The 17,676-nt window shown below is 49.5% G+C and carries 12 protein-coding genes and 3 tRNA genes; 4 read left to right on the forward strand and 11 right to left on the reverse strand.

Going from position 1 to position 17,676, the window contains the following annotated elements:
* Positions 1 to 2 precede the first annotated feature (2 nt).
* Both NSQ29_RS17750 and NSQ29_RS17755 read right to left on the reverse strand, forming a co-directional pair.
* Positions 3 to 1,784: a sensor histidine kinase gene (locus tag NSQ29_RS17750; RefSeq protein WP_341125734.1), complete on the reverse strand. Its 1,782-nt coding sequence runs from the start codon at positions 1,782 to 1,784 to the stop codon at positions 3 to 5.
* A 410-nt stretch (positions 1,785 to 2,194) separates the two neighbouring features.
* Positions 2,195 to 2,267 (reverse strand) — tRNA-Lys (locus NSQ29_RS17755).
* Positions 2,268 to 2,414: 147 nt separating this feature from the next.
* Between NSQ29_RS17755 and NSQ29_RS17760 the strand changes: the two genes are divergently transcribed.
* Complete coding sequence (locus NSQ29_RS17760; protein WP_341126784.1) at positions 2,415 to 2,729, forward strand: hypothetical protein; 315 nt, start codon at positions 2,415 to 2,417, stop codon at positions 2,727 to 2,729.
* Positions 2,730 to 2,761: 32 nt separating this feature from the next.
* On the opposite strand, the gene NSQ29_RS17765 is transcribed toward NSQ29_RS17760, so the two are convergent.
* Both NSQ29_RS17765 and NSQ29_RS17770 read right to left on the reverse strand, forming a co-directional pair.
* The gene (locus tag NSQ29_RS17765) at positions 2,762 to 6,877 is read right to left on the reverse strand and encodes a DUF4855 domain-containing protein (RefSeq protein ID WP_341125735.1); all 4,116 of its coding nucleotides are present in this window, start codon (positions 6,875 to 6,877) and stop codon (positions 2,762 to 2,764) included.
* 47 nt (positions 6,878 to 6,924) lie between these two features.
* Positions 6,925 to 11,235, reverse strand: coding sequence for an S-layer homology domain-containing protein (locus NSQ29_RS17770; protein WP_341125736.1), 4,311 nt, complete (start codon positions 11,233 to 11,235; stop codon positions 6,925 to 6,927).
* 535 nt (positions 11,236 to 11,770) lie between these two features.
* On the opposite strand from NSQ29_RS17770, the gene NSQ29_RS17775 reads away from it, so the two are divergent.
* Together NSQ29_RS17775 and NSQ29_RS17780 are read left to right on the forward strand one after the other, a co-directional pair.
* Complete coding sequence (locus tag NSQ29_RS17775) at positions 11,771 to 12,601, forward strand: hypothetical protein (protein ID WP_341125737.1); 831 nt, start codon at positions 11,771 to 11,773, stop codon at positions 12,599 to 12,601.
* Positions 12,602 to 12,785: 184 nt separating this feature from the next.
* The gene (locus tag NSQ29_RS17780; RefSeq protein ID WP_231573411.1) at positions 12,786 to 13,007 is read left to right on the forward strand and encodes a hypothetical protein; all 222 of its coding nucleotides are present in this window, start codon (positions 12,786 to 12,788) and stop codon (positions 13,005 to 13,007) included.
* 516 nt (positions 13,008 to 13,523) lie between these two features.
* On the opposite strand, the gene NSQ29_RS17785 is transcribed toward NSQ29_RS17780, so the two are convergent.
* The 3 genes from NSQ29_RS17785 to nrdR form a co-directional block, all read right to left on the reverse strand.
* Positions 13,524 to 13,596 (reverse strand) — tRNA-Lys (locus tag NSQ29_RS17785).
* A 10-nt stretch (positions 13,597 to 13,606) separates the two neighbouring features.
* Positions 13,607 to 13,682, reverse strand: a tRNA-Ala gene (locus NSQ29_RS17790).
* Positions 13,683 to 13,841: 159 nt separating this feature from the next.
* A complete protein-coding gene (gene nrdR, locus NSQ29_RS17795; RefSeq protein WP_042126015.1) occupies positions 13,842 to 14,318 on the reverse strand; it encodes a transcriptional regulator NrdR in 477 nt (158 codons plus the stop codon).
* 164 nt (positions 14,319 to 14,482) lie between these two features.
* Here nrdR and NSQ29_RS17800 point away from each other — a divergent pair, with 164 nt between their 5' ends.
* A complete protein-coding gene (locus tag NSQ29_RS17800) occupies positions 14,483 to 14,701 on the forward strand; it encodes an alpha/beta-type small acid-soluble spore protein (RefSeq protein ID WP_042126012.1) in 219 nt (72 codons plus the stop codon).
* A 79-nt stretch (positions 14,702 to 14,780) separates the two neighbouring features.
* Here NSQ29_RS17800 and NSQ29_RS17805 read toward each other — a convergent pair whose 3' ends face one another.
* The 4 genes from NSQ29_RS17805 to mutM all read right to left on the reverse strand — a co-directional run bounded on the left by NSQ29_RS17805 (position 14,781) and on the right by mutM (position 17,657).
* Positions 14,781 to 15,344, reverse strand: coding sequence for a lytic transglycosylase domain-containing protein (locus tag NSQ29_RS17805; protein WP_042186562.1), 564 nt, complete (start codon positions 15,342 to 15,344; stop codon positions 14,781 to 14,783).
* Positions 15,341 to 15,937, reverse strand: coding sequence for a dephospho-CoA kinase (gene coaE / locus NSQ29_RS17810; protein ID WP_076300911.1), 597 nt, complete (start codon positions 15,935 to 15,937; stop codon positions 15,341 to 15,343). The genes NSQ29_RS17805 and coaE overlap by 4 nt, the downstream gene beginning before the upstream one ends.
* Before the next feature lie 9 nt (positions 15,938 to 15,946).
* Positions 15,947 to 16,693 carry an MntP/YtaF family protein gene (locus NSQ29_RS17815; RefSeq protein ID WP_076283314.1) on the reverse strand — a complete coding sequence of 249 codons (747 nt, stop codon included), beginning with the start codon at positions 16,691 to 16,693 and terminating at the stop codon, positions 15,947 to 15,949.
* A 127-nt stretch (positions 16,694 to 16,820) separates the two neighbouring features.
* Complete coding sequence (gene mutM, locus NSQ29_RS17820) at positions 16,821 to 17,657, reverse strand: DNA-formamidopyrimidine glycosylase (RefSeq protein ID WP_042186551.1); 837 nt, start codon at positions 17,655 to 17,657, stop codon at positions 16,821 to 16,823.
* Positions 17,658 to 17,676 lie beyond the last annotated feature (19 nt).

The raw sequence follows: 17,676 nt of genomic DNA on the forward strand, positions 1-17,676 counted from the left end.
GCCTATTTGATTTCTGATTGGAGCGGTATAATCGTAAAACTAACTTTAGTGCCGCTTCCTTCTACGCTTTCGATCCGCAAACCGGCTTCATGCCCATAATGAAGCTGCAGCCGATTATGCACGTTGCGCAATCCGTAGCTGCTGCCTGCCGAGTCATTATTCTTCAGCGGATCAATACCCAAGTTTGCGCTTATCTTCTCCCTCAGCAGCTCCAATCTTCCCCTGCTCATGCCGACACCGTCATCTTGAACGATAAACGTAATACGTTCTCCCGCTGACACCGCTTTAACGATAATGCTTCCTTTACCCTCTCTTTTCAGAATGCCATGAATCATCGCGTTTTCAATTAGCGGCTGGAGCAGCAGCTTCAGCATTCTCATATCGAGCAGCTCCGCCGGAATATTCGCCTCGTAATCAAATTTATCCGGATATCGAATGGACTGGATTTTCACATAATGATCTACATGCAAAATTTCTTGGCTGATTGCACAATATTCCTGTCCTTTATTTAAGCTGAACCGAAGAAAATCACTCAATGAGCCGACCATATCCGCGATTTTTTCGTCTCCCTTCATTAGCGCCATCCAGTGGACTGACGATAACGTATTATATAGAAAATGCGGATTGATCTGCGCTTGAAGTGCCGACATATCCGCTTCCTTCTTCAACGCTTCGCTCAGCTTCACCTCATCGGTTAAATTAATAATTCGCGAGCTCATCCGATTATAGCTAATAATCAATTGTCCAACCTCATCGATCGATGTGACGGGCAGCGTCGGCAGCGGCTCGTCTGGGCTGGAATTCCTAAGAAACTTCGTTAATGCAGACAACGGTTTCGTCACCTTTTGAATAAGTACAAGTACAAAAGCGATGACAAAAAGCATGGAAATGCTGACTGCAATTGCAGTTAACGTTAAAAAATACTGGTTCTGCGCTCTGTAAGCTTTTGCCGGAATGATGCCTACGAGCCTCCAGTTTACATTCGGCATCTGATAGTGCAGTACTGTACTCCGCTCCTCCGCTTCTCGGTAATCGAACGAGCCCGACTTACCCTTGAATTCAACTATTCCGGGAAAATAATCGTTCAAGTTCTTGTTAGTCGAATACCCTTCCGGCCCAGCCAATATCCGATTTTGTTCGTCCAACAGCAGGGCGACGCCTTCACCCTCTAGTCCAGCTTGCTTTAAATGGCTAGAGATAACCGATTGCGTCAAGCTAATTTTAAGCATGCCAATATCGTAATATTTTGATGTGCTGCGAATCGGCCGCGACATCGTAATGACATCCTCTTTGCCGTCCGATGTAACGAAGTGATGTACCGGAGACCACCATTTAGGATATTTCTCATAATAACTGGGATATTCGCTCTGAATATCGGCCCATTCTGATTCGAGGACGGATCTGAAGGAAACCGACGGCTTATTATCTTCATTCGATTCGATCATGACATTGGCGATATATGGTTTGGAAATCGATAATGTTGTAAGTAAATTAACGATCGAGGTTTGCTTTAGCAAATCGTGTTCCGGTGTTTTCAAATAGCTTTGGACATCAGGGTGGCCGATGAGGAATAGTGATAGATTCTCAACATCGCTCACCATATTTTCCAAATAGGCCCCAATTTGCCGAAGCGTGTTCATGCCTGAACTTTTCGCTTTCTCTTCCGTTAAGCTTTCAGCAATATAATAGGAGAACAGTCCCAGAGACAACACCGGTACCAATACCGAAATAATAATCAACAAGCTCAGCTTCTGCTTTAACGATTTACCCAACCAGTTTTCCATCTTATCCTCCGTTCAGATTACCTTTATGCTCTGTTGCTAAATTGTAGCTTTCAAGACTTCCAGAAAACATGTTTGCGCTTTCATATTAACCTAAGTCGCTCGTCCCGACTAGAGTCTATTGTTGACTTAATGAAGCATTGCCTGGTCTTGAGGTTGTCGATGTACCGGGAGAGAGCACCGGATCTTACCTCAGGCACAAAAAAATAGACCGCCCTCTCGCAAAGGAATACGGTCTATTTCCTGTTTGATCCTTCGAAAAGCGCCTATTGCACCGGCAGTCGTGTTTCCACACGGCTCGCTTGCATTGCACATTTTTTCTCTCCAAACTATTCCATGAAAGAAACCTAATAAAAAGCCACTCCACTCTCCACACAACAAAAAAAAACGGCATTTCTGCCGTTTCTTTAGGATGGACTCTCAGGGGCTCGAACCCTGGACAAATAGATTAAGAATCTACTGCTCTACCAACTGAGCTAAGAGTCCATATGATGTTTGGTGGAGCCAAGGGAGATCGAATCCCTGGCCTCATCGCTGCCAGCGATGCGCTCTCCCGCCGTTGTTGGTTTCACTACCAAAGACACCCCGAGGCAATCAAAAATTTTCCAAAAAAAACAACTTGCAATCCATTCTATGGATTTCATCGGGACGACGTTATCCGGCTATACGCCGCATGGCCCTCGGTCCGAAGGCCCCGACCTGGAACTCGTCCGGTGGATGAGCGAATCGCTGTGCGTTACCGTTCGTCGCGGAAGGCGCATCAGGACACCCGAGGAAGCGGCGTCGGTCATGCGCGCCGGGGCGGCTTACGTGGGGGGTCGGAGGCGCCATCACGCGCCCGCAGTTCATCGCGGAAGCGCGGGACGGCTTACCGGCTTCATCCGTCGATTCAGGAAGTTTTATTCTGTATCGTCGAAAAAGCACATTCCGGTCGCGTTGCCGCACTAATCGGAATGTGCTTTAATCAATTGTTCCCGCGTCTACTCCTGCTGCTGCCCCTCGATTAATTGAAGAACGCGATACAAGAACGTCGCCGCTTCCGCTCTGCTGGTCGTACTCTTCGGCTTCATATAGCCGCCCGAGCCCGTAACCAGCCCATGCTCGAACAGAGTTGCCACGCTGTCCGCAGCATATGGCGCAATCTGGCTCGCATCACGGAAGCCCTCAAGTGTTGAACCGGATGCGGACGGCTTGATTGCCCCCGTCGTTTGAAGCGCTCGGGTTAGCATAACCATAGCGTCCTGGCGGCTGATTGAGTCACGAGGAGCAAAGTTAACTTCGTTCACTCCCGAAACGATTCCCAATTGCTTGACGATGGACACCGCATCGTAGTAATAATCATTCGGTTTCACATCGGTGAACGTCGAGGTAATCTCGGCGCGCAGGTCAAGCATGTTCACCAGCATAAGGATAAAATCAGCTCGCGTTACTTGATTTGCGGGGCTGAAAGTGCCATTTTCGATCGAAGTCCCTTTGACGATGCCTCTTTCGGCCAGCTTCTCTATCGCCTCGCGCGCCCATTCATGCTTGCCAAGGTCAGTGAACGCAACTGGTTTCTTGCCGCCGACAGCATAGACGCCGACTTGGTCGATGGAGAATCGCAGTACGCCCTTGTCTTTGTCATAAGACGTGCCATCAATTGCCGCCGCGCTGTCGCCCGTCAGCTCGAAAGCTTGCAGATCAGCAACTTGCTCGCCCGCTTGAAGCGAATACGGAATCGCAATGGAAATCGGTGCCTTCGCATTGTTCCAAGACAGAGCTTCACCGTCCAGTTGCAATGCAACTTCAACGATTGGCCTGTTGCCGATCCGGCCAGCCGCTTCGTTGCCGCGATACTCGCCTGCATGGTCGCTTACGATAACGAGCAGCTTTCCGGCATTCTCCTTGACTCCAGCCAGCATGTCGCCAGTCAAAGCAAGCTGGGCATACGGCGTGGAGATATGCAGAATCAGATTAGACTGGTTCGTCAGATTAGCTGCGGGAAGCTCCAAAGCATAGCTGACAGCCGCGTTCGACAGCTTCAATTCAAGACGAATATGCTTGTTGCCGTTGCTGTCGGCTGTTGCCTTGAGAATCGCGGCATTCAGATCTGCTACTCCGACCGAAGCCACAGCCTGATTGCCTTTCAATGTCGGGACAAGCACGGCTTTGACTGAATCGTACGTTTGCAACGTATACGGATCTTGCGCCGAACCGCCTCCAATGCTGCCCCCATTGCCTCCGCCAGTGGAAGGCGGCTTGCGATATTCGAAGGCGGCCTGCGCTGGAGTCGTCATGTCATCCGTTTCAAGCTCGACCGTATACAGTCCTTGCTCTTCTCCGGTCAACGTAAAGGCGATGCGGAAGCTTCCGTCATCCTCAGTGCCCGTCTGGCCGGTATATTGAATGTTGCCTTTTGGGTCAAGCACTTTGACATACAAATGTTCTTTCTTGCCGTTCATGACTAACCCATTGATCGTAACTTTCTTCGTGGAGGCGTCCACGGCGGCTTGTATGCCGTCCAATGTCTTCAGCTCTTGCCGCTGGGAAAGATTGTACACGCCGAATTCATAGAAGGAATAACCGTAGAACGTAGCCCGATTCAGTCCCTCAAACTTGATGTATCTCGCCGTCGTTGCCGGGAATACCAGCGTATTCTTGCCGTCGGACGCTTTAACCACGCCATTGTTGCCGACTTTCAAGGGCTCCCACGTCTGCTTATCATCCGAGACGCTCAGACGGTATTGGTCCGCGCGCGCATATTCCCAATCGATGCGGACCGTATCGAAGGTTTGCTTGCTGTCCAGATCGATCTGGAACCAAGCCGTATCGCGCACTTGGCTCGCCCAGCGCGTACCCGGTGCGCCATCCAGCGCCTTAGAAGGCTCTAGACCTGCGGCTTCCGTCGAGGATGCCTCTGCTTCTTTGTCTTGTGCGATGCTGCCAATCTCGTAATACACGCCTTCCTTCAGGGCCGTATAAGCGCCTTCCGTTACAAATTCAAGGCCTTTAGCCCCTTCCAGCTTCGCATTGAATGCCAGCAAATAGCCTATGGCTTCCTCAGGATCGCTCTCTTGCGTACGCTCCATCATAATCAGAGCGTTGCGCATAGCGCGTACCGTATCGGCATTGCTAAGCTGCTTGTTGTCTGCGTATTTATCAACAAGAGCCAATAGACCTTCAGCGCCCAAACGAGCTTCTATTACGAACTTAACCGTCTTGGATTTGGCAGCCGCCACCGTCAGCTCCAGCACATGCTTGCCCGGCTTGCCCGTCAGATCTACTATAGTTCCTTGCGTATAAGGTTTGCCGTCATACTTGGCCGTTACTTTGACGATACCGCTGTCATCATCTCCCGGAATGGCCCAGGTGAAGGCGGCCTGTGTCGTATCAGGCACAATCGTATGCTCCGAGATCGGCTCCCCGTTCATGAGCGCTATAACATCAGGCGCAGCGGCGTCTTGCTTCTGATAAGTGCCCTTCACGAATTGGTACAGCCAATCGTAGAGGACGCGGATAGCAGGATCCTCGCTTTTCGCCGCGCTGAAAATGGCGTTGTTGCCTTGATAATACGCTCTATACCCTTGCTGCATTAGCCCTGTATCCACGCCGCTGTTCAAGTAATCGATGAACCGCTCGCGGAAGACGGCGTCATTGATCATCCGGTCATCGAACTCCAGCTCCAGCGACATGCCGTACCGTTTCGCCATATCCGCTGTATCTTCCAGACGCGAGAACTCCATTTTCTCGAAGAAATAGTTCGGCTGCAGAGATACGGCATCGATGCCGACATCCTTCCACATGAATTTCTTATAAGCCAAAGAATGAGGGATCCAGAACATCTTCAGGTCTGCGTTATGAACGATGTCGCTCGCTTTCTTGACCATCTCCGGGCCAGTCGAATGCGTGCTTATTTGTTCCTCCAGCCAATACATGCCGACGAGCTCCAGATTCGAGTAGCCCGCAGCCGTCCATCTTGCTTGCACTTCATCGGTCCACCACTGAATCGCTTTGGCCCGGTTGTTCAGCGATACGTCATTACCGACCACACTTAGGTTGAAGTCCAGATTTTCATCGTTAATGCTGCCAAAATCGGACTGATATTCGCCCGGATCGGGTATCATCATAACAACCTTCGTCTTACGGTCAGGCTCGCCAAGCTTCGCGCCTACCTCGGCCGTCGCCTCGTTCAGCGCGCTCATATCGCCGCCGGTGTTAAACGTTTTATTCAAATACCATTCCCATTCCACTCTTCTGGCTTTGCCGGCCGCTTCAACCGCGCCGAAGCCTCTGCCGTTTTCCGACGTCAAACCCAGATACAGCACGCCGTCGAACAGCCAATCGACAGGCTCTCCCTGCTTGTTCACATAGCTGATATTAGGGATAACCCGTTCCTTCGTCCAGGTTCCTGTACCATCCGGGTAATGCCCGTTATACAGCAAGCCCAAATTTTCAATCCCGCCAGTAGCCTCCCCAGGTTGCTGGAGACCATAAGGTTCGGGCTGCACTGGCTGGGCTCCGTCGATCAAGCCGTCCGCGCCGGTTATCGTCACCTCGTCGATCATAGTCCACGCCCTCGGATGCACGGAGAACACCACTTTCACATACTGAGCGTAAACCAATCCTTCGGTATAATCGCCACGCTTGACGACTCCGGTCTCTGGGCTGCCGTCCCATTTATACGTCTCGGTGTTGGTCTGATCGCCCCATAACAATTTAGTCGCATTATGAGACAATACGCCCCAGTTCACCCCATCGTCAGACGCGTAGAATGAAACGGTGAGCGGTACAAGCGTTTCGTTGTTCGGCCAATCTTGCAAGAAACGCGCGCTCACGTCCTTGATCGTTTTTTGCTCGCCTAGATCAAACACAACTGAACGGGATTTCTTGTAGCGGTGGCCCACCCAGTTGCCGCTGTCACGGGATGTGTCTACGGCATTGCCGTCCGTCAGCTTCGTCCCGTCATCCGGGAAAGTGTCCTCCGGCTGATCCAACCATGTGTACGTTTTCCCTTGAACCAAATTATAAAAGCTGGCACTCTCTCCGCCCGGATCCTCCGCATACACGGAGGATATCAACGAGAATAGCATGACCGGGACAAGCAGCAAAGCAGTCAAACTTCGTCTAGTTTTCACTTAAGCTCACGCTCTCTTTCTATACATAATTAGTTCTGCTCCTGCGCTTGCAATTCTGCAAGCGCATCGAGCATGTTCAGAATGACGACCACAGCTTCAGCACGCGTCGCCAAGGCGGCCGGGGCAAACCGGTTGTCCCCGCGACCGTTCATTACTCCCGCCTCCTGGGCTGCTGCCACATATGGCTTCGCCCAATCCGGGATTTGATCCGCGTCCGCATAAGAGAGCTCATGCCCTTCCGAAGTCTTCAGGCCCAAGCTGCGAACAATCATTGCTGCCAGTTCTGCTCGGCTAATCGAAGCCTTCGGACGGAAGGTCCCATCCGCATAGCCGCTGATCAGGCCGGATTCCAAGGCTTGCGCAATATAAGGATTCGCCCAAGCTTGAATTGAACCTGCGTCCGCGAAGTCCAGCGAACTGTTCGTACCTTGCAGCTTCAACGCTTTGACCAACATGACGACGAATTCGTCCCTGCTGACCGTCTTATTCGGCTTGAACGTCTCGTCGGTATAGCCCGCTACGAATCCAAGCTCAACGGCCCGTTTGATGGACGCTTTTGCCCAATGGCTCGCAATATCGTTCAGTCGAACCGTTGTCGATCCGCCAGACTCCCCGCCATTGCCATTGCCGTTGCCGTTCTCATTGCCATTGCCTGGATCTCCGCCTCCCGGATTCGAACCGCCGTTTTGGCCTTCTTCCGGATCTGGAGTTATTGGAGTCGGAACCCATCCTCCGCCACCAGAGCTAGGCAATGCTTTGATTTTGATCTTGAACGTTTTTTTCGCGGATGCATCTCCCTTGCTGATCGTCGCGGTCAGCACGACCTCCATGTCGCTGCCTGACGGACGTTGCAACAATTGTCCGTTGGCATTCAGATAGTCGGGCTTCGAGCTGCTCCAGACGATACGCGTGCCGAGCTGTCCTTTCTGCGGTAGATAGAGATTCGCGGCAATGCTTTCATTCACATTAAGCTCGATCAGACCCATTACGTCTTCGATCGTTAGACGATCGCGCGCAATGCTCAGCCCGGCATACGCCTGCTCGGCCTCAGGACGAGTCAGCTGGGCGGTTTGAATCGCCGCAGTCGCTTGTACCATCGCCTGTTGAAGCTGTGCCCAGCCCTCAGGAGAGTAATTGTCCTCCACGAGCTTGTAGGCCTCGATAGCCGTCAACAGGTCGATAATCGGCCGTATATTGCCGAGCTTATATTCCTCGCCGTACACTTCAAATTCCTCAAAGGAATAGCCGAACATGGTAGCTCTGGATACGCCTTCGAACTTCACGTATCTGGCCGGCGTGCTTTGGAAGGTAGTCACGACGCGTCCCGGCTTGCCGTTAATCTCGCCGTTGTTGTCTTTCACGACATTCGTCCAGTTCTCCTTGTCCTCGGACACGAGAATGCGGTACTTCGAACCGTAAGCCGTTTGCCACAAAATAGATACAGCATCAATGTTCTTCACTTCACCCAGATCCACCATGAACCAGGTATCGTCCACCCAATTGCTGGACCATCTGGTGTCCCCTCTGCCGTCCACCGCTTTGTCCGCCGTGTAGGACGAGGATTCCGGCAGCGAGGATTCGGCTTGCTTATGCAAAGCCACATTTCCATGCAGGTCCACGTAGATGTTCCTTACGATGAGTTCGTCAATCAAGCCTTTAAAAGCATTCGTTTCACTGCCTATTTTGGCTACTGGCAATACGAACGTTTCCAACTTGGAGCCGTCTTTTAGAGTAGCCGTATACTCACTGCCGTTAATGAAGATGGAGGTCCCCGTGTCGTCGCCGATCATAATGACATGGGTCCAGCGGTCGGTCGGCAGCTTATAATTGAATTCGCTGACGTAGTTTTCTTTCGTGATGGCCAGTTTGCCACTGCCCCCGATGTTATATCTCAGCTGTCCATCCGGAGATTCCAGCAGCACAGCTCCTTGCGGGTTGTCAGCGTCCGGTTTGATCCACATGGACATCGTCCATCCGAAACCGAGCGTGCGAAGCGGCGTTTCCACGTAGCTGGCTCCGCCTTTGAGCCTTACTGCTTGCCCGAAGATTCCCTTCTCCGTGCTTGCATTCACCGCGTTGCCGTCAAAGCCGTTGCCCGAACGATCCGCGAAGCCCTCGTCGAAAGTATAATCGAGAACGATATTGCGCTCATTGTCGACTTGAAGCTTGTGCGACTGATGAACACCCGGCGGGTCCACGTACTTTGCGGCATCCGCCTGGAAGCTTGCAAAGTTCCGGTCGACACGGTTGCCTCTCCACAGCTTCTCCGCCAACACTTGCATGGAAGGCAAGATACGCTGATGCGAGTCCGCCATGGAGACGCCCTTCTCTACGGACACGTCGTTCCAGAGCGCGAACATGCCGCCTTTTACCTGCGGGTGCCCATAAGGAAGCTTCGTCTCCAGCCAATCGTTAGGCTCCCACTCATTGTAAATAAAATCGTAATTCAAATAGCTGCGGTACAGTTGCGGAACGATATAGAGCAAGTTCGTGTTGGTATTGACAACGTCGTAGCCAAGCTTAATAGCCTGCAAGACACTTCCGTACGGCTCATACCAGATGTCCATCGTCGCATTGTTGCTGACTGGCGTCGTGCCGTCATATGCGGACAGACTGCCCCACAGACGAGCGCGCTTGCCTTTGCTGTTAATGTGGTTAAGGAGCATATCCGCGTACCTGCGGAACGCCTCCTTGTCGTCGCCGAAATATTCATCCGTGCCGACGTGCACGTCCGGGCCGACGAAGGTCGGATTGCTGCCGTCGAGATACTCGTCAAAGAGTTCTTTAATGAAGTCGAGCGTCTCCGGACGATTGATATCCAGCTGATTGTTGCTGCCCAACCTAGGGTCGTAAGCGATGAACGCGCCGGAATGGCCCGGTGTATCGATTTCCGGCACGACGTTTACGCCGTATTCCATCCCAAGCAGCTGCAGGTCTCTGAATTGCTGCTTCGTATAGAAGCCGTCCTTGCTCGTCACTCCCGGGAATTTCTCGCTCTCCAGACGGAAGTAACCGACATCGCCGACATCATCGTTCAGATGAATCTGGAACCGGTTCATCTTATAGTAGGACATCAACTTCACATAATCCCGCAAAAATTCGATCGTATAAAACTTGCGGCCCACATCGAGCATGAAGCCTCGATCCGCGTATTTCGGATAATCGCGCGATTGCCCCTTGGGCATCGTCTTATGATCGGCATCGTGGCCGAGCAGTTGAAGGATCGTTTTTGTGCCGAACATGACGCCCGTCTGATCGGAGCCAGCGACGGAAGTATATTCGCCGATATTCAGCTCATAGCCCTCTATCCCCAATCCCGTTTGCGCGGCATCCAGCACCAAATAGATGTCTCCCTCTTGAGGTGAACCAACCGTAACCGTCAGCGGAAGCTTCGTTAAATCAAGCAAGTCCTTCCGCAAAATATTGGCCGTCCCCTGCAGAGCCGCTTCATCCTCCGCGCGAATGACGATATTGGATTTATCCGTCAAGCGGAACTCGCCGGTTGTGCCCAGCCACTCACGCAAAGAAGGAATGACTCGCGGCTCCGGGTTCCGATCGCTCGTCTGCTCGTAGAGACCGGGTACGGTGACTAACGCATTATCCGCTAACAGATATGTCGGATCGCTGTCGCTCTCGATTTGCAGCAGCAGCTGAACCTGAGTATCCACAAGCGGCGCATGAATATTGCCCTGCTCGTCGATCACCGGCAAGCTGTCCGTGTTCACCAGCGTCAGCGTATACCCATCCGGTACAGCGGGCAGGTTCAGCTGAGTGTCTCCCTCGGAGACGACGATGCTGTTTTTGACCGCATCCATCATAGGCGGCAACAGCGGTTTGCCCTTGTATACCTCGAATTCCCAGAAGGAGTATCCGTAATAGATATCCTCAATTGGACGTCGCGTTACTCCTTGGAACTTAACGTATTGCGCCAGTGTCGGCTCAAAATCGATCGTATCCTCGACTGGTCCGCGGGCGACGAGCACGCGGTTGTCCGCGAATACGTTCCTCCAGGTTACCGCATCGTCAGACACAAGAACTTGATATTGTTCCGCCGGAGTCTGCCAGTTGATGATTACTCTTCCAATTTCTACAGGCTCGCCCAGATCAACGTAGAACCACTGGTCATCCGTTCTTTCCGAAGACCAGCGGCTTGCATCCCGATTGCCACCGTCGACCGCTTTCTCAGGCCCGAAAAAGTCTACTTCGTTCGACGACGAATAAGCCGTCTTTCCTAAAGCCAGATTACCTGTTGCGGCGTCGGACTTCTCCGATGAAACGGCAACTAAAATGAAAGCGGTAACAAAAAACACTAAAAAAATATTCCTATACCGTAAACGCACTAAGATCCCCCCCGTTGTTTATTAGCTCGAATTTTACTCCAGCTTACCGCATGACCCTCCATGCTCAACTGCTGCAGCAATTTTATTATAAGTAGGGGCATTCGTTTCATCGATATACTTGTCTTTACAATACATATACAAATGTGGACATTCGGCCTTCTAAGGTGAATCAAGCATGCCAACATTTCTGTCATATCTCATGCTAATTAATAGTACAAAATCGTGATCCTTTCGAAGAGTAGTGAAAAAGAAAAAAAGCCATTTCAGTAGAATTGGCTTTTCTTCATGTTATGGAAATAGAGCCTAGGGGGATACGCTACGCCCTGCACATTCTCCGTCTACCCGTCATGGGAGTCTAAAACGACTAGACCCATGAACAAATCTTGGCATTTGATGTGGAATTAAGGGGAATCGTCCTAGGCTTTAAGCCCTATTCTCGAGGGGGAGTATATCCGTTGCCCTATTCAGGACCCGCCGATCTTATAGGATAATATAGAAAATGTATCCACTTGAATAGGGATGGGAGTGATTCCTCTTGTTACAATTAAACAGCGAACTGTGGGGCAAGCTAACCGGTCCTTACGAGTCGGGCGAAATGGTACCTGAACTGTTGGAGCGTCTGATGCTTGATTTCGATAAAGAAGTTTTCGACGAGCTATTCCAGGAGCACTTATATCACCAAAATACGATCTATACCGTCACTTACGCGGCAGTACCTTATCTGGCCAAACTTGCTCTCGCATCAAAGAATATGGAAGTGCGCCATGAAATCTACATCACTTGCGGGATTATCGAGTCGTGTCATGACAAAACAAGATCTGAGCCGTATCCCTCGGATTGGAACGAACTCGCTGCTGAAGCGGGAAACGAGGTTTGCGCGGAGATGTACCAATCTTACTTAAAAGCGATAGCGGAGCTTGCTTCGCTTGTTGCAGAGATGTTGGCCTACGCCAAACAAGAAATAAGCAGCGATACCGAAAAAAGATATGTTCTCATTGCCGACGCGGCTTATCGGGAATCCCAGAGCGTGGCAAACATGTTTCTGAATTTTACGGCTGGCGACGAATATGTGGCCGTTTGCGGAGCATGTAATCAAGAGGCTTACTTGTGGCCGAGCGGAGAAGGCGGTCGTATACAAGCATTCGCGGAAGATCCGGTATTCGAACCCCTTCAGGCCGCACATGAGGTTACTCCCGTTGAGGCATTCATTGAAGCGGAACATCAAATACTGGCGGAGCGAGCCGATCAGCTTGGCGATTCCTCTTTTTTGAACCAATTGCCGTATTTGGCCGGGGAAATGAATTGTCCTTCATGCGGCGCCAGAATGCAGGTTTGGCCTAGTTTGCTTTCGACTTTTGGAGGGTAATAAACAGGAACTGGATATCGCATCCATTTCTATGTTTGGGGGGGAATGACTTATCAGTGTTTCTATTTATTACACATGCACGAGGGAATACGTCCTAACAGAAAGCGAACAACAAGCTATCACAGCCATTGTCCAACGTTATGATCAGGATTTTGAAGGGAAAGACCGGGCGGAGTCTTTCACAGTGTACAAATTCGATTCGTCCAGATCAACGGAGATCTTCGCTGGCGCTACCAAGCTGTCCATGACGGATCAGATTGAAGATTTGCTGAACGATTTATTTCATTGGTTGAAATGTTTGACCGAGATACGTAGAAAAGTAGACGGTGGTGAATGGCATGTTCACCTGGATGATATCGATGCCGTGTGGGATGATGAATTAGGCTGGAAAATGCCTGAAAACTGATTTCCATAATGAATGCCATGCACTTGGTTGCCAGCCTTCAAATCATAATCATTACCTTTTAGACTACTTACACTTGAAGTCGCTAAAAACGAGCTAATGTTCAATTTTAACGTCAGTTCTACTGAATCTCGGTAAACCCTAACACACTCAATGATCGTACTAAGCATCATTTTCTTTTTAGCAGTAGAAGCTTTCTTAAATACCTCGCGCCAAACAGGAATATAGGTCTGGAGAGCCTGCATTTCAACTTGTTCTACCTTTTTAGCATTGAGCTTCTGAATTACCTCAAAAAGAAATAGACCGCCCTAGTCCAAAGGATGCGGTCTATTTCTGCCCGTAATACCTGAAAGCCGCCGCCCTTAAAAGCGGCTATTGCACTGGGAGCCGTGTTTCCGCACGGCTCTCTTTGCATTGTACGATTTATCTACCCAAACTATACCACGATCAAAACCAAATAAATCGTCACTCCGCTTCCTGAACAACAAAAAAAACGGCATTTCTGCCGTTTCTTTAGGATGGACTCTCAGGGGCTCGAACCCTGGACAAATAGATTAAGAGTCTACTGCTCTACCAACTGAGCTAAGAGTCCATATGAAGTTTGGTGGAGCCAAGGGGGATCGAACCCCTGACCTCATCGCTGCCAGCGATGCGCTCTCCCAGCTGAGCTATGGCCCCAAACGTAATTTTCAGATGTATGTAATCACACATTCTAAAATTCAGTTCGGTGTATTTAAGTCATTCTGACAAATCCAAGCGCCGTAGGCGACTCCTATATAATATAAAAAATCGCCTTCGCTGTCAACACTTTTTTTAGTCATTAGACTAGCCACAACTCTACAATCTGTCCAGATCCCCAGTGCTCTTAGATAGCAGACCCTTCAGTTCCTTCATAAACATGTTAATGTCCTTAAACTGGCGGTATACGGAAGCAAAGCGAACGTAGGCGACTTCATCTACTGGATAGAGCTGCTCCATAACCAACTCACCGATCTGTTGGCTCTCCACCTCAGCTACGGCGATACCGCGTAGGGATTTCTCTACCTCAGAGACGATCTTCTCTAGACGTTCTACAGAGACGGGGCGTTTCTCGCAAGCACGGATAAGACCACGCAGTATTTTATCACGGCTGAACTCCTCGCGGCTGCCGTCTTTTTTGATCACGATTAACGGTGTTTCCTCGATCATTTCAAAGGTTGTAAACCGTTTGCTGCAACGCTCACATTCACGCCTGCGGCGGATGGACTTATTCTCATTCGCTGGTCGCGAGTCGAGCACTTTAGTATTTGTGTGATCGCAGTAAGGGCATTTCATAAGCTTCATCACTTCCTATTACATAATGTTTTTAGTCCCGGTATGTTAAACATCCGGCTTTTAAAGGGCTATTTCATTTTTTCCAGAAATCACCGTTTTTTTATTGTAATGATTATGGCAAGTCCGGCACATAATACAGTTACCAACAGAGGAGGTGAACAGCAATGAGCCAAAACAACAGCTCCAATAACCTTGTAGCTCCAAATTCCCGTGGTGCTTTGGAACAACTTAAATATGAAGTTGCCCAAGAACTCGGAATCACGCTTTCCCCAGATGGTTACCAAGGCAATAAAACTTCTTATGAAAATGGTTCGATCGGTGGTTACATCACTAAACGTCTTGTAACCCTGGCAGAACAACAATTGGCAGGTCAATACAAATAACCTGTCCACATAAGCTTACTGAAGAAGTATTAAACGATCGCAAGATCGTTTAATGCTTCTTTTTATACATAACACGGTTTTAGAATTCGTTGTAAATATCCGTGTACTGATCATAGTAATAGTTGACGCGCTGTACATAATGGCGGGTTTCACCAAACGGAATATCCTTAATCGTAGCATCCGTTCCATCCCAGATCCCCTCATCCAGCCATTTTTGAACTTTACCCGGTCCAGCATTATATGCAGCGATAACCGCTGTAGGTTTACCTTCGAATTGACGGGATAATGTTGAAAGATACCAGGTACCTAATTCAATATTTGCTGATGGTTCATGCTTTAGTTCCTCCATAGAAACATCAGGAAGCTTGGCCTTTTCAAGGGCCCATTTGGCGGTATCCGGCATAAGCTGCATTAAACCTATAGCACCTTTTCTGGATTCTCGTCCAGTTTTGAAGTTCGTTTCCACTCGGATAATCGAAGCCACTAGAAATGGGTCAATATCGTACGTAACGCTGTGCTTACGGATCTCATCTTTATAATGGATCGGATAAAACCAGGACATCCAGTTCGTACTCAGAAACAATATCGCAGTAAAACCAATGAATAACAGAAGAAGGACTCTTTTTTTACGTAACCATTTCATGATAAGCCCAGCCTGTCCCAAAGAACAGCAACCTGTTGCTCAGTGTGCGCAAGTTCGCCACTGTTGTCAATGATATAGTCCGCTTTGTTACGCTTCGCTTCAATATCCATCTGTGCATTTAAGCGTGCTTCTGCTTGTTCTATAGAAAGTCCGTTACGTTCCATTAATCGAGCGATTTGCACTTCACGAGGCACGTAGACCACCAGTATTTCATGGAACATGTTCTCGAGTCCTGATTCGAAAAGAAGAGGGATATCCACAATTGTTAACTTCTTTGGATCTTCTTCCTCCATGCTGTTCATACGTTCTTTAATCTCACGCCGGATTGCGGGATGCGTCAGATTGTTCAGGGCTTGCAGGGCCGCCGGGTCTTGAAATACAATGTCCCCCAGCTTGCCCCTATTCAGTGTGCCATCCGAAGAGAGGATCTCGCTTCCGAATTGTTTCACAGCCGCAGCCAGCACCTCATGACCGGGGAGCATAACTTCTCTGGCGATCACATCCGCGTCAACCAGCCTCGCTCCCTTGCTCACAAGCAGTGCGGACACCGTGCTTTTTCCGGATGCAATGCCTCCGGTTAAGCCAATAATCATGTACTCACCTCATAATAGCTTCAGTATTCCCATTGTAATTAATAATAACGCGGGTAGTGCAGCAGCATGCTTCATCCAGTAGTTCCCGGCGAATCTTAATCCAGTCTTCATGCCCAGCAATAGAAATGTACCACTAAACAGAGCAATTGTAAGTGATGTCCATATCGGATTGAACCCCAGCAATGCTGCGCCAAGTCCAGCTCCAAAAGCATCTAGAGAGAGGGCAATCCCGAGCAGCATAGCCTCCATCGAAGAAATACTCCCGGAATCATCCATATCTGCAGAAGACGGAGTACGTAAGATCTGTACAACAATCCCCAATCGTCGTAACTCAAGGGAAAAGACAGCCGACTTTGCCTGCTCAGGAGCCATGGTAACCTGTTCTACAACATCTTCAGTATCAACAGCTACCTCTGCCCGAGCTTCTGTGGATAGCACATTTTCTTCACTACCTACTTTACGCTCACCTGTCTGTTCCTTCTCTTTCTGCATTAACATCTGGACGAGCGACCAGCACCCCATTAGCACGAGTATAACAGCGCCAACCTCAGAAGCTGCATGTGGAGACACTACCTTGGCAAGCAGAACACCCACTTGCATAGATACACAGATAACTACCCCCGAACAAAGCGAGATAATCAGAATGGAGAGCAATGGTATTTTCATTTTACGCAGTCCATATGTAATACCAACGCCAAAACCATCCAAACTCAAAGCAAAAGCTAGTAATATTAGTGAAAAAAATGGGCTGAGCACCCGCAATCCCTCCTGTGAAGAACCGGAACACTGAAGAATACACTTCATTCAGCTTCCGTTCTCTATTAAGCATTCTTCACACAGTATATGGGCGGGACAAGTAGTGGGTGCCAACCTAATTACTTCTTCAGTTTTCAACCTTACGCTGACAGCTTGGACAATAATGCGTGCCGCGGCCACCTACAACCGTTTTCTCAATCATCGTTCCACAGTGGTTACACGGCTGATCTTTACGACCGTAAATCAACAGCTGTTGCTGATAAGTGCCGCTCTCACCTTGACCATTCACATATGATTTTACAGACGAACCACCAGCGTTTACCGCTTCCGTTAGCGTACTGACAATAGCGTGATGTAGCTGATCAAGTTGCTCATCCGAAAGATCTTTGGCGCTGACTTCAGGATGTATCCCTGCACGATGTAACGACTCATCTACATAAATATTACCTATGCCGACGATATATTCCTGATTCAGCAGCAGTGATTTAATTTTTGTGCTTTTGCCTGATACAATCTGCTTAAACCTCTCCGGCGTAAAGGATGGCTCCAGCGGCTCCTGTCCTAGTTTATTAAGAGGAGGCAGCTGGAGGTCTTCACCAATCTGAAAAAGATGCATTGTACCAAACTGACGAACATCCGTGTAACGCAGCTCAGTGCCATCGGTAAAATGGAATATCACATGCGTATGCTTGTCCAGTGGATCTTCGTTCGAAAAAAGTCCGTAACGGCCCTCCATCCGTAAATGAGATACCAGCACCAAACCGTCTAACACGATGCGCAAAAATTTCCCTCTTCGTTCAACATTAACAATGCTATGACCTGCGAGCAGGTTGGCAAAAGCCTGAATATCATCCGGCCGCTGAATAATCCGGGCCAACCGGACGGTTACACTCTCTATCTGCTTTCCATTAACTAAATCATTCAGTGTTCTCTTGACTGTCTCTACTTCCGGTAATTCCGGCATGATGTCTTCACCTCAACTA

Source organism: Paenibacillus sp. FSL F4-0236 (assembly GCF_038000135.1).
In the GTDB taxonomy this organism is placed as follows: domain Bacteria; phylum Bacillota; class Bacilli; order Paenibacillales; family Paenibacillaceae; genus Paenibacillus_AQ.

Excerpts from the sequence above, each read along its gene's own strand:
- nrdR (WP_042126015.1), bottom strand. The coding sequence starts at position 14,318 with ATGAAATGCCCTTACTGCGATCACACAAATACTAAAGTGCTCGACTCG.
- mutM (WP_042186551.1), bottom strand. The coding sequence starts at position 17,657 with ATGCCGGAATTACCGGAAGTAGAGACAGTCAAGAGAACACTGAATGAT.
- coaE (WP_076300911.1), bottom strand. The coding sequence starts at position 15,937 with ATGATTATTGGCTTAACCGGAGGCATTGCATCCGGAAAAAGCACGGTG.
- NSQ29_RS17800 (WP_042126012.1), top strand. The coding sequence starts at position 14,483 with ATGAGCCAAAACAACAGCTCCAATAACCTTGTAGCTCCAAATTCCCGT.
- NSQ29_RS17760 (WP_341126784.1), top strand. The coding sequence starts at position 2,415 with ATGGATTTCATCGGGACGACGTTATCCGGCTATACGCCGCATGGCCCT.
- NSQ29_RS17805 (WP_042186562.1), bottom strand. The coding sequence starts at position 15,344 with ATGAAATGGTTACGTAAAAAAAGAGTCCTTCTTCTGTTATTCATTGGT.
- NSQ29_RS17750 (WP_341125734.1), bottom strand. The coding sequence starts at position 1,784 with ATGGAAAACTGGTTGGGTAAATCGTTAAAGCAGAAGCTGAGCTTGTTG.